Below are 16316 nucleotides of genomic sequence, written 5' to 3' on the forward strand. Positions count from 1 at the left end.
GCTGCTACGGCATTCAGGCACATTTCCGCCCCTAGGTTGCAGCTGCTAAATGCTGGTTTTAGTTTAGGTAAAAGATCGCGAGGTAAACTCGCTCCTACCACTTGACCCAAGGTGTCTATGTCTTTGCGGCGTAAAGCCGCGCCTGAACCATTCTGTCGCGACATAAAGTCGCTGCTACGGCATTCAGGCACGCTTCCGCCCTTAGGTTGCAGCTCCTAAATGCGGGTTTTAATTTTAGTAAAAGATCGCGAGGTGAACTCGCTCCTACCACATTGACCCAAGGTGTTTATGTTTTCGCGGTGTAAAGCCCGTCTGAACCACTCTGTCGCGACATAAAGTCGCTGCTACGGCATTCAGGCACGCTTCCGCCCTTAGGTTGCAGCTCCTAAATGCTGGTTTTAGTTTTAGTGAAAGATCGCGAGGTGAACTCGCTCCTACCACGTTGACCTTAGGTGTTTATGTTTTTGCGGCGTAAAACCATTCTGTCGCGACATAAAGTCGCTGCTACGAAATGGTTTGAGCTTTTAAGTTACAACTACAAAATTGCAAACGTTCCGCTATGCAAATGTAATCTTTCTAACAACGTTAAGAACGTTTACAGTCAAATCAGAGTACACCTTTTTATAACAATTAAATAAGAATAAAGGATTAAGTTTTTATTGTACCTTTTTTATTGTACAGTTATCAACAACGATTTGTGCATAATGGTTAAGCAGTTTAATTAATAAAATGCTACGAAGTTCTCCATCAGGTTGTTGATATATGGCGTGAATGTCTTTGTAACAGCCGTCTGTTAACTGAACCAAGTCGCCTTCTTGCAGGTCGAGCTCGTCCGCTATTTCATTTTTATTCATTAGTTGAGCAACGAGTTCATCTGGCACCATTTGCAGATCGGTACCATAACGAATAAAGTCAGAAACACCGCGAGTGTTTTTTACAGCAGAAAAGTGTGAAGAATGTGGATCTAGCTTAACAAATAAATATCGTGGAAACAGCGGTTGCTTCACAGCTTTTGAGCCAGAGGTTTTTCTTTTTACGAAAGTTGGGAAGCAAGACGTTATGCCTTGATTTTGAAGATTTGACTGTGCTCTGTGTTCTTGTTTTGGTTTACAGTAGAGCAAATACCAGCATTCCATGCGTTGCGTTCCCTAAAAAAATAAGCCTAACGAATTAGGCCTACTATTATACGTATATTCTCAATTAGGTCTAGCCTAGTCACTGCCAAAAAGGTCTCTTGTGTAGACTTTTTCGGTAACGTCTCGTAACTCTTCGACCATACGATTAGAGATGATTACATCGCAGCTACGTTTGAATACATCTAGGTCATTTTCTACTCTAGAATTAAAGAAAGTTGCCTCTTTCAGTACTGGCTCATAAACCACTACCTCGACTCCCTTCGCTTTTATTCTTTTCATCACTCCTTGAATAGAAGAAGCTCTAAAGTTGTCTGATCCCGCTTTCATTATTAATCGGTAGATCCCCACCACTCTAGGTTTTTTTTGCAAAATTGACTCGGCAATAAAGTCCTTTCTTGTTGTGTTTGCATCAACAATAGCTTGAATTATATTATTAGGGACGTCTTTATAGTTGGCTAGAAGCTGCTTCGTGTCTTTTGGTAAACAATAGCCACCATAGCCAAATGAGGGATTGTTGTAATGGCTACCGATACGTGGGTCTAAACATACTCCCTCAATTATCTGCTTAGCGTTTAAACCATGAGATTCAGCATAGCTGTCTAACTCATTAAAATAGGCTACGCGCATCGCCAAATAAGTATTCGAGAATAATTTGATCGCTTCTGCTTCCGTTGACCCACTAAAAAGCACATCAATATCCGCTTTTAATGCCCCCTGTTGAAAAAGGTTAGCTATAACTTGTGCATGTTCTGATTTAGCACCAATTATGATCCTTGATGGATATAAATTATCGTGGAGCGCTTTACCTTCTCTTAAGAATTCAGGAGAAAATATAATACTCTCATAGTTAAACTGCTCCCTAGCTTTACGGGTGAAACCCACAGGAACTGTAGACTTTATTACGATCTTCGCCTGAGAATTGATAGTTAGCAATTTACCTATTACATTTTCTACACTACTTGTATTAAAAAAGTTCGTCTTTGGATCATAATCAGTTGGTGTAGCGATTATAACAAGCTCAGCGTTACCAAAAGCACTCTTTGCACATGTTGTGGCTACTAATTCGAGCTCTTTCGAAAGCAGATACTCTGAAATCTCAGGGTCATAGAAAGGCGAAATCTTATCATTCACCAAGCGCACCTTGGATTCGTTTATATCTAGCAATGTAACTTGATTATGCTGCGCGAGAAGAATTGCGTTGGAAAGCCCAACATAACCTGCACCAACAACTGTTATCTTCATAGTTTTAGCCTCTTTTCAACCCTCAGCTTACTATAAGTAAAGAAGATGACAGTTAAGTGGACGCATTTAGCTCTCTAGCTGACTTTGCACTTGAAGAACCATAATATTTCAACCGCTCCGGATACAACGCGGTCATAACAATAATCAGTCCAACAATAGCATATACACTATTCATCGAGCTGACTGATGCTCCATTTAAAAATAAAATACTAATGCAGGCAAGTCTTGCTCGCGGTGAAACATCGCTCAATTTGAGTAGCTGATTCACTGCCAAAAAGATAAATAACAATCCTAAAAAGCCATGGTCAAATATCGCTCTAGTGAGATAAGTATGTAATATAACTGAGTAACACACGCCTGGCTTGCCTGCACTAAATAGCGATTGGTAGTACTGCAGCCTTGTGCACACACTCTCGGGCATTGCTGTAAGTGTTTGCGAACCAATCAAATATTCCTGCCATCCCCAGCCTGAGATCGCTTTCAAAAAGCCTTGGAAAAAAACCACCCTATCGATTGCTTCAATATCACCGCCCGACAAACGACTAATAAAGGTTGCAGCGACACCGGCTGCGATTATAGCAACAACAAGCAACTTAATTATTGTTTTCCAACCAAAGTCTTTAATATAGAAAATGGTGAACATTGCAAGAAAGCAGATCACACCGGAACGAGAACCAGAAAGAAAAGTAACCACACCTAATGCCATCCAGTCGAATAATGACAAAGAGCGATTAAAGCCCCATATTGCACACCCTAATAGCAATACAAACATGATTTCATAGTTATTTTCGGTAAAAATACCTGGCCGACCTTCTTGCCCAAGGCCAATCCATATAACGTATTTGACAAAAAATAGTAGCAGTAGAATGTGCCAAAAACGTCGTAGTAGCTTTTCTTCGAATAACACTTTAGAGGAAAAAAATGACAATAAAGCGAGATAAAAAAAAGTTTTATAGGCAATAAAGTAATCAACAGGATGGATACCGCGAGCCTTAGCTAAGGCTAACGTAATAATCAAATAAAGTAGGCTACAGCTAAACACGAGCCATGCGCTTGGGCACATGCGCTTAGCAACAAACAAAAAAGTACATAAAACCAGCAATTCGAAAATAGCATTAGTTGGCAGCACATGGTATTGACCAATAATACCAATACTCATGATTGCTAATGTTAGAAAGAAAAACAGAAACTGCTTTCTAACCATGCTTATCTCCGGTGCTTTAAAGCCATATAGCTACGAGCGATCCAGCTCTTTGGCATTATTAGTAAGAAAAAAGCGGCTACGCGATATCTATCCCATTGTAATAAAGGGTGGGTTAGCAGAAGCTTTAATGCTTTCATGCGATTACCAATGAGTAAATTACTTTTTACACTGCTCATCACGGTAAGGTGTTGTAGGTATTTTACACTTCCAATAAGCTTAGTAGGCACAATATTATCATCCAGCAAACGCTGAAATTCAAAAATATGTGGAGATGGCTGCTCAAAGTCCGACGGCGACTGCCCAACACTAGAAGCCGTTAAATCATACATCACAGACACTGACTTATCGTAAGCAATTGGCCACTGACAAGCAACGCTACCCCATACGGCCTGATCTTCACCTAGGCTTAATCCTTCTTTAAACCCACCGACTTTTAGCAAGCTCTCTTTTGCAATGCAAACAGATGACGAGGTTATTGGTAAATCAGCATTACAACACGCTAAAAAATAATCTTGCAGCAACCCTCTATTTTCTACTAAATGTTGGTTTTTGGCCGCTCGCTTCCCTTCCACTGTATTGAACTCATAGCCAGTACAAAAAATACGTGCATCAGGAAAGGTTTGATAAAGAGATTGAATATTAGACAAAAAGTCATCATGCCAAACATCATCAGCATCCAAGAATGCGACAAACTCAGCGTTAGCAGCACGAACACCAACATTTCTTGCAGCAGAAACGCCTTTGTTAGTCTGCTGCAATAATCTCACCTTATTACTGTTTATTTTTTCAACTACACTCGCTCCAGCATCAGTGGAGCCATCGTCTACGACAATGATCTCACTCGCTGGATGTTTTTGAGATAGTACAGAATGAACAGCTCGTTCAATATATTCGGCTTTATTAAAAAGCGGAATAACTACAGAAATATTCATTCTTTTAAGCACTCACAAGCAAAATTATTCGGCACTGTCGGCGCATAAATATCCATGCATAGGCAGACTTAGTACTGACTTAGCCAGTTTTTCAGCAATCGGAAAATCACCCTCTTTATGACCTAAATACTCAAAAGCACTTTGCTGATGCATACAGGTGCCATAGTAAATCATGGTCGGAATGCCTTGCTCTTTATATGATTGCATTACTTGTTCACGATTATCTACTTGGATAGTGTATTGCGCCCATGAACTCAAATACCCCTCAGGCACAAAAGGCGTAACAAACTGCGACTGTAGATCATTGGTATAGTTCTTAGCGGCGCGGTTACGATTCTCCAACTCGGTAGAAAAAGCAGCAAGCTTCTCCAATAAAATAGCGGCTTGAATTGTATCTAATCGGCTATTCATGCCGATGCGAACATTATCGTACTTGTCTTTGCCTTTACCGTGCACTCGCAGTGATTGTAATAATGCAGCATATTCATCGTTATCGGTAAATAGCGCCCCACCATCACCATAGCATCCTAATGGCTTAGCAGGGAAAAAGCTGGTTGTAGCTATGTCGGCAAAAGAGCCTGCACGTTTACCATCAATCTCACCACCAAACCCTTGTGCTGCGTCTTCAATAATCTTTAGTTGATATTTATCCGCAATTTTTTTAATCGCTGGATAATCAGCAGGTAAGCCGAATAAATCCACAGCCATAATCACTTTAGGTGTCAATTCACCAGCGTCTATTACCTGCTTAATTCGGTTTTCAAGATCGATTGGACAAATATTGAATGTTTTTGCATCAGAATCGACAAATACAGGAGTCGCTCCCGCAAAAGCGATAGTCTCAGCAGAAGCGAAAAATGTAAAAGTTGGACAAAAGACGGCATCTCCAGCCTTTACATCTAATGCCATCAGAGCTAAAGACAGCGCGTCAGTACCGTTAGCACAAGTGATAGTATGCTTTACACCTACATAATCAGACAATGCGGCTTCTAGCTCTTGTACTTCTGGCCCCATAATGTACTGACCATGTTCTAATACCGCTGCGATCCGTGTATCTATTTTTGTTTTTAAATGCTGATACTGTGCAGCTAAGTCGATAAATTGCATTACATCATTCCATTAAAATTGATGACTAAGTTGGTTTCCGTTTAATACATACTGCTCGCCAGTATGCGGACAAACACAACGACCTTCACCTTCAAGGGGCAAGTCTAGTTGCTCGCCATATTTACTGATCCAACCGATTTGCTTCGCTGGTACTCCGACCATAAGCGCAAAAGGGGGAACGTCTTTATTAACTACAGCGCCGGCACCAATCAACGCATACGAGCCGATTGTAACGCCACACACGATTGTGCAATTTGCACCAAGCGTTGCGCCTTGCTGGACGCGAGTATCTCGGTATTCAGTTTTGCGCTCTATAAACGATCTCGGATTATAGACGTTAGTGAATACCATGCTCGGACCACAAAATACATCGTCTTCTAGATAAACGTTGTCATACACCGACACATTGTTCTGGATTTTAACGTTATTACCAATCTCTACTTTATTACCGACAAAAACATTTTGCCCGAGCGAACAGCCGGCACCAATTTTGGCTCCGCCACAAACATGTGCAAAATGCCAAACCCGAGAACCTTCACCTATCTGAGCGCCATCATCCACAAGCGCGCTTTCATGTTTTTGGTAGGCCATTAGAGCTTGCCTTGTAAAAACGGATGAACATCCGCTTGTGATTCAATATGTACTTTGCCTTGACGGATTGCATTTACGGTTTCTATACAATGACGTGCGTCTTCTAAGCCATAGCCTCTGCCAGCTAAAATTTCTTGATAGGAAACAGTATGAAGATCGGTAAAGCCGCCCGAAAACTCTAACTCTTCACCATCACAAGTGATTGAGCGATAAGTCGGTTGCTTACCTTTAACGACCTCTGGTAAATCTTCAGCATCAATAGACAAAAACCATTTTACTCTGGCATTTTCATATTCTAAATAACCAGCCGCTTTGTCATTGTTCATGAAATGCAATTCGTTGCGCTGTAAGTCACCAAAAATAAAGTGCAGCATGTCAAAAAAGTGAACACCAATATTCGTCGCCACGCCAAAAGACTTCCTAGGATCGCCTTTCCAGCTTTGCATGTACCACTTACCACGAGAAGTAATATATGTTAACTCCACTTCATGCTTGTCGGTATTTGACGAACTTGCGACCTTATCTTTCAGATCTAAGATAGCTTGGTGATGTCTTAGCTGTAATATGTTGAATACTCTCTTGCCGGTTTCTTGCTCAACCTGAATCAGGTCATCAAGTTCAGCGAGCGTCGGTACTAAAGGCTTTTCGCATATCACATCACAGCCCAAGCGCAGACCTGCGGTAATGTGCGAGTGGTGTAGATAGTTAGGTGAGCAAACAGAAACATAGTCAAGCTTAGTCGCTTCATCGCGCTTCAATCGATGTGCATGGTCATAGAAGCACTCAAACTCTGTGAAAAACTCACTTTGCGGTGAAATACTATCGATGATACCCACAGAATCATTGATGTCATAGGCAACCGACAGCAGATTACCAGTTTCTTTAATGGCTTTCATATGACGAGGTGCGATATAGCCCGCCGCACCAATTAATGCGAAATTCTTCATCTTTTCCATTGCTCTGTTATAGCCTTATGTCTGCATCTTGTGGGTTTAATACATGTTTAACATCGTATAAAACATGATCTTCTTTACCGAATGCTCTGATCTTTTCCACGCCCCACTCTTTAAACTCAGAGTGATCGACCGCGAGGATAATACCATCGTATTGACCGTGCTGTATCTGATTGACAAGTTGTATACCGTATTCTTTTTCTACTTCTTCTGCACTCGCCCACCCATCGTAGACATCAACTGACATATTGAAATCTTGAAGTTCGCGCACTACGTCAATGATTTTAGTGTTTCTCACGTCAGGACAGTCACCTTTAAAGGTAAACCCAAGTACGAGTACTTTTGCTTCATCTATATGAATTTTACGGCTTGAAAGCTTCTTAACTAGCTGTGTCGCAACGTATTCGCCCATACCATCATTGATGCGACGTCCGGCAAGTATGACCTCTGGACGATAACCAACTTCTTCAGCTTTAAAAGTCAGATAATAAGGGTCAACACTGATACAGTGACCGCCGACCAGTCCAGGCTTAAATTTCAAAAAGTTCCATTTTGTGCCTGCTGCATTTAGTACTTCTTCCGTATCAATATTCAAGCGATTGAATATTTTTGCAAACTCGTTAATCACAGCAATGTTTAAGTCACGCTGGGTGTTCTCTATCACTTTCGCGGCTTCTGCAACCTTAATTGAAGATGCTTTATGCGTACCAACGGTAATAATTGAGCGGTACATCTCGTCGATAAAGTCGGCGACCTCAGGGGTCGAGCCAGAAGTGATCTTAGTAATCTTTGTTAAAGTATTAACTTTGTCGCCTGGATTGATCCGCTCTGGTGAATATCCAGCAAAGAAGTCTTGGTTAAACTTAAGGCCTGAGATCTTCTCAATGATAGGAATACAAACTTCTTCTGTTGCGCCTGGATATACTGTGCTTTCGAAAATGACGATGTCATTACTGTTGATATGACGAGCCACCAATTCCGACGCTTTACGAAGAGGATTAAGATCCGGGGCATGTGTATCGTCAATCGGCGTAGGCACAGTAACGATAAAAATGTTACATGAAGTTAAGTCATTTTCGTCACAGGAGTAAGAAAGCTTCGCCGCTTCAGTTAGCTGTGTCTTATTCACTTCTAACGTTGCATCAAACCCGTCACGTAATTGCTCAATTCGACGTTTATTGATGTCAAACCCAACAACGTCAAAATATTTACCAAATTCAGCTGCTAACGGCAGACCTACATAACCAAGGCCAATAATGCCTATTTTTTTTGTTGGTGAAGGAGAAAACATACTTTTCCTATTTCTCGCGAGGGTTGGCTTCTTCGATTGACTGAGTGCGTTTATTTTTCATTTGTGTGCGCAGATAGCTAACAACAAACTTAGGGTATTCTCTTACAAGCCTTTGACGAACATGCTTGTGTAATACCGCTCTTTGCAACCAACGTAATCCAAGTTTTTTTACTAAAGGGTGATAATAGTCAGCTTTAATTGCTGACTGCTCAATAAATCCGCCACAAGTAAACAGTAACGCTGGAGTATCTAAAGCATTTTTTAATTCAACAATAAATTCATCTTGCTTTGGAGTCCCCATACCACAAACAATAATTTCTGGCTGCTGCTGATTAAGATCAGCGATGACTTGTGACTTAAGTGCAGCATCATTTACATAACCATGATGCTTATAAACGACATTGAGGTCAGGAAACATGCTGACGTAATTTTTGACGGCGACATCAACTAGAGTCGGTTTTGCGCCAATAAAGGCGATACGTTTTCCTGTTTGATTGGCAAAGCGTAAAACATCGACTGCTATCGAAGAAAAATCGAAGCTTAATCGCTGAATTTTATTTTGGTTAAAAGTGTTATGTAATTTTGTATGCAACGAACCATCTGAAAAAATAACGTCCAGTCCCGATAATAGACGAGCATTTTTACTCAATAGTGAGTATGAAAATGGATTTACAAAAGTCACAGCGATGCTACGCGACAGCCCTTTTGTACTCTCATCTAATAATTTGTCAAAGACTGTTTTAGAGGACAGTTTGTTATCTAACACTTTTGAATGGATCAAATTACGCCTACACTATCTGTTAATTTAACTTATCTAAAATACGCTTGAGCTTACTCTCCATGCTCAGGTTTTCTTCCGCATACTTTCTTAACTCTCTTGGTGACATTAGTGTTTTAGTCGGTAACTCACAAATCAACGTCGTGATGTCATTCGTGCTATCACTATTACTCACCATCAAGCGAATATCAGAATCCGCGGGGAAGTCTGGATCATTGGCAGCACCAATGACACTTAACCCTCTTGCTACATACTCTCTGGCTTTCAACACTGAAGCTTCATCAAGTCCTATGCGATACAAGCCAAGGCTCGCAATGCCTATATGTGCATTGTTAAACTGTGCATCTAACCTAGCGCCCGATAAAAAACCCGTAAACTCAACTTGCGAGTCAATTTTTAATGATTTTGCCAGTTTCTTCAAAGGTTCAAACGCTTCCCCTTCGCCTACAATAGTCAAACTGACTTTCGGCGCATCGTGGTTATTTGCTAATTCTGCGATTGCTTTCAACAATCTATCATATCCATGCCAATCTGCGAGTTGCGCTACCGCAATTAAATTCAAGGTATCATCGGCTTTCCAGGATGACTGTGCGACAGGCAAATCTTCAGGTATATTAATCCCGTTACCAATTTTAAGTGTTTTATGCTTAACGCCGAATAAATACCATGCAGATTCTTGCGCATATTGCACTATTAGATTTGCAGGCATTAGCACCCAACTGCCAGAAAGTAATGAGATACTCTGTTTAAACATTCTTACAAGCGTTCTTGGCTCTGATGTTTTAAGCTCTACCAGCACGGACTTTCGTGGCGTTGGCACATCCACTACTATTTTTGTTCCTCTTAGTCGCGCGAGCAAAAAAGGAAAAAACAAAAATGGAAACAATAAACTAGAAAAACGAACAAACAATACTTCTGTATTGGTGCTCAACAGGGCCTTGATAAATCCCCACGCTCCTGACATCGTTGGCGCAAGCAAAGTAGACTTGGCATTCAAGCCCAACTTTTGTGCAGAAGCAACTGTACTATCTATTTTCTTTGCAACACCGGGCGTCTTCTCGGCATCTACGAAAGCGATATATTCAAACTGATGTTTCATTAGGCGCTTTCAAACTCCAGAAGAGCTGCCAATATCGCCTTCGCGGCTTCACCGTTACCATATAAGCTCTCAGCTTGAGCAAAGTTCGTTGTTTTTGCAGCGTCAACCGCATTTAAAATTGCTTGTTTATCAGCGCCAACTAGTTGATTCACACCGGTGTTGACCAGTTCAACCCACTCAGTTTGATCTCGCATTGTAATACATGGCTTTGAGAAAAAATACGCTTCTTTTTGAAGGCCACCACTATCCGTTAGTACTATCTCGCAATGCTCTAACAGCCATACCATTTCGAAATAACTCACTGGCGGTATTACGTCAAACTTAATTTCAAGACCCAAGCATTCTGCTAATTTTTGTGTTCTAGGGTGAATGGGGCAAATAACAGGTTGAGTTTCCGACAACTCATTTAGTGCTGTAATGATGCTTTTGAGACGATTTTCATCGTCGGTGTTTTCTGCTCTGTGGATTGTACACAGATAGAAACTGTCATATTCTGGGATAGCTGGTCGCTTTGCACTTTGTGTATAGAAACTAGCAGCATCAAGCATCACATCACCGACATTGCGTACCTGACAGCTTTTATCTTTAAAACCTTCTCGTACTAAGTTTTGCACAGCGATATCTGTAGGACAGAATAGAATTTTGCTGATTTGGTCGGTGAGGATGCGATTAATCTCTTCAGGCATTCTCATATTAAAACTACGTAGCCCAGCTTCAACGTGAGCAACCGGAATATGAAGCTTAGCTGCAGCTAATGCACCAGCTAGTGTCGAATTGGTATCACCATAAACCAAAACCCAGTCAGGCTTTTCTTCTAATAGTACCTTCTCAATCTCTTCCAACTGACGGCCAGTCATTTGTCCATGGGTGCCACCGCCAATTCCGAGACTGTAATCTGGCTTGGGAATTTGCATCTCTTCAAAAAAGATATCGCTCATATTGGCGTCGTAATGTTGCCCCGTATGAACTATCACTTCTTGCACTGCTTTTTGGCTGGTTTGATTGTGCTCTCTGACTGCGCGACTAAATGTAGCGGCTTTGACAAATTGCGGCCTTGCCCCAATTACTGTTACAACTTTCATAAATATGTAGCCAAATTAGTTGAGAATATTCCTCGTAGGAGACCTATTTCACAAGACCTTCTACTTTTCCTACAAAACCGCGTTTTACACAGCCCGTGAACCGACGGATTTTACCTTATTACCAAGCGATGATACAACCGATAGGCTGTTAATTGCCTACAAAAGTCACAATTTGCTTAGAAAGCTGAGCGAATATAGCATGTATCAGAAATAAAACTGTTAAAGAATGCAACCAACAATACTTTCCGCTAGCTCTCTTTATTTCCCCAGCGAGATTGTAAGAACAGTAAGGAATAAATTCCAATCATGGTGTAACCAAACTTGGCATATTCATCTTTTTGCTCATCAGAAAGCAACGCCCCAAATGCCAAAAAGTGATTATCAAAGTCATTTCTGAGTTTTTTACCATAGATAAACTGTTTAAGCGGTGTAGGCATCACTTGATAAAGTCTATGCGCTAACTTACGAGCAAAACTGAAATCCGCCGCATTTTTATCCGCGATTTCACTTTGGGCGCCAACCACGGATTTGAACCTGTCAGCAACATAGGCGTTATACCAAAGGCGTTTTTTCCTATATTGCAATGGCATTTCACACCAAAATTCAACAAATTCCTTATCCCATAAGGGCAACCACCATTGCATGCCAAAAAACTCGTACACACGAACCGAATTGATAATGTATTTTGCCTGCCTTTCTCGCCAGTCCCAAAGCTCATATTGATTAGCGAACGCTTCTGCATTAAGAACATCGCCATCTGATAATTGCTGCTGCAGGCTTACCTTTATTCGATTAAATGCCTGCGTTTCAATAAGTCGCCTTGGCACATTCTTATAGTGATCCGTGAGCAAGTGTGAGGTTAGGTCAGATTTTGAGAACTGCTGTTGTTCAAAAACAATGTCTGGGATATGAGAGCCTGCGACAAAATCGCCACTGTGGCCCGGCACAAAAACAGCATCGCTTGAAATTAACTGTTTGTCTTTTAATTCTCTGACCGCCAACCAATCCTGTATATGTGGTAAAGACACACCATTAGAGGCCATTTCTCGAAACTCATCGGCTTCGTCACTAAACCAAGCATTGCGCCATTTATCTTCGTTATACTCAACAAAATACCATTGAAAGCCCAGCCCAGTAGCAATTTGCTTGCTCAGCGCTGCTTCTTTATTTCCTGTTAAGCCATAGGAAAAACAGACGACATTTTGATAGCCAAGTTGTTTTATCGTTGAAGCGATAAGTCGAGAGTCAAACCCACCAGAAAGCGGCAGCACAATTTGGCGTCCGGCGGCAAATTCTATAAGCCGTTTGAATACAGCCTTCACAGCCATGTCTAATTGTTCAACATATAGAGACTCAACCTGAACCTCAGGCTCATGATGTTGAAATAGAAAATAGTTTGATTTGCTAACTGTCCCAGTGCGCTTACAAATGATGACTTCTTGGCCCGCCTCAACTTGCTTTATTTGCTTAGATAACGTTCTATCTGCACACACATAGCCAGTTAATGCGAACTCAGCCTTACCCAGCTCACACTCTTCATTTTGCTGTAACTCCGAATGCAGCCAAGCATAATCAGAGGAGAACAATATTTTGTCATTCTTTATTGCATAAAATAATGGAATCGAGCGAACTCTATCAACTACAAGCCTCACAAACTCATCTCCATGGCTGAGCAATGCAAAAAAGCCAGATAATGAAGAGAGGGAGTGTCGTTCGAAAAACCCACGCTCAAACTCACTACCATCGAGCGCTTTTTGCTCTAAGTAGGGACTTCCGAGTACATTGAACGCTTTTACATGGTTTGTTATTACGCTATACATCATTTGACTTCCGACACACTTTGTAAGTGCTCACTAAGTTGATTGACAATGTGAAAAGTAGAGAAACGCTGTCTAGTTTGCTTTGCAATAGTTTGGCTACAGTAGCGTGCTCTGTTATCCCTCATATACTGCATCGTATTTGCAAGTAACTCGATATTATTTGGTTCAACCAAAATGCCATTTTCTTTATTTACAAAGTCCACAGCCCCACCAGTATTCGTAGCGATAACTGGTAAGCCAGCACTCATCGCTTCGATATATACTACCCCAAAGGCCTCGTATTGACTTGGAAGAACAAAAACATCTGCCTGCTGAAGCGCACTCACGACCTCACTCGCCGTCAAGTTACCCGTAAAGTTGACTCGGCTTTCGAGGTTCAACTCTACAGCCAACTCCTTGATTCGGTCTAAATACCAACCATCACCGACTATCGTTAATGAGACATCTTTATCTATAGATGCTACGCTCGCGAAGGCTTGGAGCAAAGTTTCATGACCTTTTAGGGGCGTAACATGCGCAACACAGATAAACTGACAAGCTTGGTGTACTGTTGAACGTTTCATTGTAAAACGATCTACATCTACCATGTTGGCAAGGACTTCAAGCTTGGCCTCAGGACACACTTTCTGTAGGTAAGGAATAAGCTTAGATGAGACACATAGGACTTTACTTGCCCCTTGCAGCGCTTTTTTAACCTGTACTAGTGACATTTCCTGTTTTTCACTCTCATTTACGTACTGATTATTAATAAATCGCCCTCGATGCTCTGTGACCACATAATTAACCGGAAACATTTTTGCGATTTTGCTCGCTGCATACCCGGCCCATATTAAACTATGTGCGTGGATCACATCTGGCTGGTACTGCATCACCTTTTTGTACCGTTTAAAAACTTGTTTAGACTTAAATGCAAACAGCTCAGCATATAATGCATAAAACTTTGGAATACCAGGTAATGGCGCCCGAACGACAGTCAGCGGACCCTCTTGCGATAACGTGTAACGACCAGAAAACAACCAACACCAAGCACTCAACCATCGCAGTAGCTCTCTTGGTGAAATACGCTCTACACTTTGCACTATAACATCATGTCCCTGTTCAGCCAGCGCTTCCGCCTGCTGCTGAATAAATTCCCCCTTGTACGGTGGATACCAAGAAGGTAAAACGAGCACTTTCAAATCTTTTTCCTTATCATCAGTAATGTTAATGGCAACACGACAAACACTGCACTGAGAAAACCAATGAAATCACTTTGCTCGGCAAGTAAGTGAATAATCACAAAACTTGGCAAACATAAAACAGCAAACGCTTTTAAATGCGGCATAATCAAGTCTGCTATAGAAATATTGAGCTGAGAAAAAACCAATAAGATGAAGGCACTTACTACAAGTGCGTTGATAATTGAAAAGTACATAATTGCATCTTTAAAAGCCATGGAAGATAACAGCACTACGCTCCCTAGCCGAACGATACAAGAACCAAAATCAAAATAAGCCGCAAGCTTTTGCTTTTCCATTGCAACCAAAACAGTACTGATAGGAGACGCAGTAAATACAAAGTAGATCCATATAGCAATAAACTGGGCAATCTCCCCCGCTTCAGTCCACTTTTCCCCGAAAACCACTGCAAATATCTCAGGTAAAAAAGGCAAAGTTAAGGCCATGATAGGCATAGCAATCAGTATCAGTCGATTATGAATATCCAGGGTATTTTTTGCCAACGTTCCAGCAACTAAATAATGTTTGGCGTTTGACATAAAGACATTTCCAACCGCATTTCCGATGAGCGTTACAGGTGCAAATAACATTCTATGTGCCAAAATATAGAGCCCAACGAGCGCTGCAGAGTAGTAGCCGGAGAACAATACTACGGGCAACATCGTACTTGAGGTGTTAGCCAATGAAGCCCAAAGCGTATACTTAGGAAAGTTTTTAAAGCGTGTAGCAACCGCTAGCAACCGTTTTGGGTTGTAGCCGTTAAAGTGTAACGTATCTCGCTTTTGTAATAAAAACATCAAAGTCGATGCAATAAATCCGAAAGTATGCCCAAGCACTAAACCAAAAACTGTCCACAACGAAAGCCCAACTTGCGCTATTGCTATAATCACGGATTGGGTCACTTTTGACACACTTAACACCCGAAAAGATTCTGTTTTAATCGCGTAAAAATGCAAAAGTTGATAACAACCACAAGCAAATAGCGCAACAGGGATAAGATAAAGCTCACTTTTATCTAGCGATAGATTGAGATGCGCTATCAACCATGAATCAAATGCATAGACAACAACTGCAACCACTGTGCAGCTCAATACTATCAAGATAAAGCAGAGGTGTAGTAGCACCTTAGCAATCGAATGTTGTTTTACAAGGGGAAGCGCGAGCTCATACTTCAAGCTGACGAGTACTAAAAGTATAGTGATAATACTGACGAACACACCGAAGTTACCAAACTGCTGCGCACTATAGAGTCGTGTCAAAACAGGCGAAATCAGTAACAAAATGAGTTGCGCCGAAGCAGTGCCCGAAACAAGAGTTAGGATATTTTTTAAAAAGTTATTTGTGGCCAAGCGCGTATCTTTTAATTTGCAATATTAACACATCAACAGTCAAACCAGTCACTACGCGAAAAGTATTAACCTTGACTTCATCCTCAAACTTTCATTCTAACACGAGCAATGCAACTCATCTACGCCACAAAATACCTTATCGTAAGCCATAATATTAGCGTTCAAGGTATTGAAAAGATATTGCTTTAATTTCGTCCAACAGATACTCACACTAGGCCCTGTTTACCTTTCAAGTTTGTTTTTGCAGCAGTTTGATTGGTATTTGTACAAAGCAGAGCCTGCGTAGCATAGTTATTCTATGTGAGTCAGGCGAGAACACAGTAGAAATACTAATCAAGCGCTGCCCTTTGGGTTCATCTGAGTGCGCTTTGTTCATTGTTGCTCAACTTTTGCCTAGATTACTAGGCGGCAAGTCGAGCGTCGCGACCAAAACACACTCAGGAGAACAAAAATCAAACAGCAAAGGGCAACAGGCCCTAGTAATTACCTATGAGTTTGCCGGCATCGGTTGCTTT

14 protein-coding genes and 1 pseudogene are annotated in these 16316 nt (G+C 41.3%); 1 reads left to right on the plus strand and 14 read right to left on the minus strand.

Annotation, left to right across the window (positions count from 1 at the left end; translation table 11 throughout):
- Window positions 1-656: 656 nt before the first annotated feature.
- The 14 genes from rfaH to CWC03_RS13685 form a co-directional block, all read right to left on the minus strand.
- On the minus strand, window positions 657-1136 hold the full coding sequence (rfaH, locus tag CWC03_RS13620) for a transcription/translation regulatory transformer protein RfaH (protein WP_138582360.1): 480 nt from the start codon (window positions 1134-1136) through the stop codon (window positions 657-659).
- A 75-nt stretch (window positions 1137-1211) separates the two neighbouring features.
- Entirely contained in the window at window positions 1212-2378 is a 1167-nt protein-coding gene (locus tag CWC03_RS13625) for a nucleotide sugar dehydrogenase (RefSeq protein ID WP_138582361.1), read from the minus strand.
- Window positions 2379-2430: 52 nt separating this feature from the next.
- On the minus strand, window positions 2431-3582 hold the full coding sequence (locus CWC03_RS13630) for a hypothetical protein (protein ID WP_138582362.1): 1152 nt from the start codon (window positions 3580-3582) through the stop codon (window positions 2431-2433).
- 2 nt (window positions 3583-3584) lie between these two features.
- On the minus strand, window positions 3585-4514 hold the full coding sequence (locus CWC03_RS13635; RefSeq protein WP_138582363.1) for a glycosyltransferase family 2 protein: 930 nt from the start codon (window positions 4512-4514) through the stop codon (window positions 3585-3587).
- 24 nt (window positions 4515-4538) lie between these two features.
- Window positions 4539-5621 (minus strand): DegT/DnrJ/EryC1/StrS family aminotransferase, encoded by a 1083-nt coding sequence (locus CWC03_RS13640; RefSeq protein WP_138582364.1) that lies wholly within the window; start codon window positions 5619-5621, stop codon window positions 4539-4541.
- A gap of 12 nt (window positions 5622-5633) precedes the next feature.
- A complete protein-coding gene (locus CWC03_RS13645) occupies window positions 5634-6212 on the minus strand; it encodes an acyltransferase (RefSeq protein WP_138582365.1) in 579 nt (192 codons plus the stop codon).
- Entirely contained in the window at window positions 6212-7159 is a 948-nt protein-coding gene (locus CWC03_RS13650) for a Gfo/Idh/MocA family oxidoreductase (protein WP_017217123.1), read from the minus strand. Before CWC03_RS13650 ends, CWC03_RS13645 begins: the two co-directional genes overlap by 1 nt.
- A gap of 16 nt (window positions 7160-7175) precedes the next feature.
- On the minus strand, window positions 7176-8456 hold the full coding sequence (gene tviB / locus CWC03_RS13655; protein WP_138582366.1) for a Vi polysaccharide biosynthesis UDP-N-acetylglucosamine C-6 dehydrogenase TviB: 1281 nt from the start codon (window positions 8454-8456) through the stop codon (window positions 7176-7178).
- 7 nt (window positions 8457-8463) lie between these two features.
- Window positions 8464-9222, minus strand: a complete 759-nt coding sequence (locus CWC03_RS13660) for a WecB/TagA/CpsF family glycosyltransferase (protein WP_171040260.1) — start codon at window positions 9220-9222, stop codon at window positions 8464-8466.
- 34 nt (window positions 9223-9256) lie between these two features.
- Window positions 9257-10333, minus strand: a complete 1077-nt coding sequence (locus CWC03_RS13665; protein ID WP_138582368.1) for a glycosyltransferase — start codon at window positions 10331-10333, stop codon at window positions 9257-9259.
- Window positions 10333-11415: a non-hydrolyzing UDP-N-acetylglucosamine 2-epimerase gene (wecB, locus tag CWC03_RS13670; RefSeq protein WP_138582369.1), complete on the minus strand. Its 1083-nt coding sequence runs from the start codon at window positions 11413-11415 to the stop codon at window positions 10333-10335. The genes CWC03_RS13665 and wecB overlap by 1 nt, the downstream gene beginning before the upstream one ends.
- 248 nt (window positions 11416-11663) lie before the next feature.
- Entirely contained in the window at window positions 11664-13238 is a 1575-nt protein-coding gene (locus tag CWC03_RS13675; RefSeq protein ID WP_138582370.1) for an asparagine synthase family protein, read from the minus strand.
- On the minus strand, window positions 13235-14407 hold the full coding sequence (locus CWC03_RS13680; RefSeq protein WP_249314044.1) for a glycosyltransferase: 1173 nt from the start codon (window positions 14405-14407) through the stop codon (window positions 13235-13237). Before CWC03_RS13680 ends, CWC03_RS13675 begins: the two co-directional genes overlap by 4 nt.
- A gap of 2 nt (window positions 14408-14409) precedes the next feature.
- Window positions 14410-15801, minus strand: a complete 1392-nt coding sequence (locus CWC03_RS13685; protein ID WP_138582372.1) for a lipopolysaccharide biosynthesis protein — start codon at window positions 15799-15801, stop codon at window positions 14410-14412.
- Between the two features lie 326 nt (window positions 15802-16127).
- On the opposite strand from CWC03_RS13685, the pseudogene CWC03_RS23930 reads away from it, so the two are divergent.
- Window positions 16128-16316, plus strand: a pseudogene (locus tag CWC03_RS23930) (serine hydrolase domain-containing protein); the annotation flags it as partial.

This window comes from Pseudoalteromonas sp. S2755, from assembly GCF_005886535.1.
In the GTDB taxonomy this organism is placed as follows: Bacteria; Pseudomonadota; Gammaproteobacteria; order Enterobacterales; family Alteromonadaceae; genus Pseudoalteromonas.

Coding starts and splice junctions, on each gene's coding strand:
- CWC03_RS13630 (WP_138582362.1), bottom strand. CDS start 3,582: ATGGTTAGAAAGCAGTTTCTGTTTTTCTTTCTAACATTAGCAATCATG.
- CWC03_RS13645 (WP_138582365.1), bottom strand. CDS start 6,212: ATGGCCTACCAAAAACATGAAAGCGCGCTTGTGGATGATGGCGCTCAG.
- CWC03_RS13625 (WP_138582361.1), bottom strand. CDS start 2,378: ATGAAGATAACAGTTGTTGGTGCAGGTTATGTTGGGCTTTCCAACGCA.
- CWC03_RS13650 (WP_017217123.1), bottom strand. CDS start 7,159: ATGAAGAATTTCGCATTAATTGGTGCGGCGGGCTATATCGCACCTCGT.
- CWC03_RS13675 (WP_138582370.1), bottom strand. CDS start 13,238: ATGATGTATAGCGTAATAACAAACCATGTAAAAGCGTTCAATGTACTC.
- rfaH (WP_138582360.1), bottom strand. CDS start 1,136: ATGGAATGCTGGTATTTGCTCTACTGTAAACCAAAACAAGAACACAGA.
- tviB (WP_138582366.1), bottom strand. CDS start 8,456: ATGTTTTCTCCTTCACCAACAAAAAAAATAGGCATTATTGGCCTTGGT.
- CWC03_RS13640 (WP_138582364.1), bottom strand. CDS start 5,621: ATGCAATTTATCGACTTAGCTGCACAGTATCAGCATTTAAAAACAAAA.
- CWC03_RS13665 (WP_138582368.1), bottom strand. CDS start 10,333: ATGAAACATCAGTTTGAATATATCGCTTTCGTAGATGCCGAGAAGACG.
- wecB (WP_138582369.1), bottom strand. CDS start 11,415: ATGAAAGTTGTAACAGTAATTGGGGCAAGGCCGCAATTTGTCAAAGCC.
- CWC03_RS13635 (WP_138582363.1), bottom strand. CDS start 4,514: ATGAATATTTCTGTAGTTATTCCGCTTTTTAATAAAGCCGAATATATT.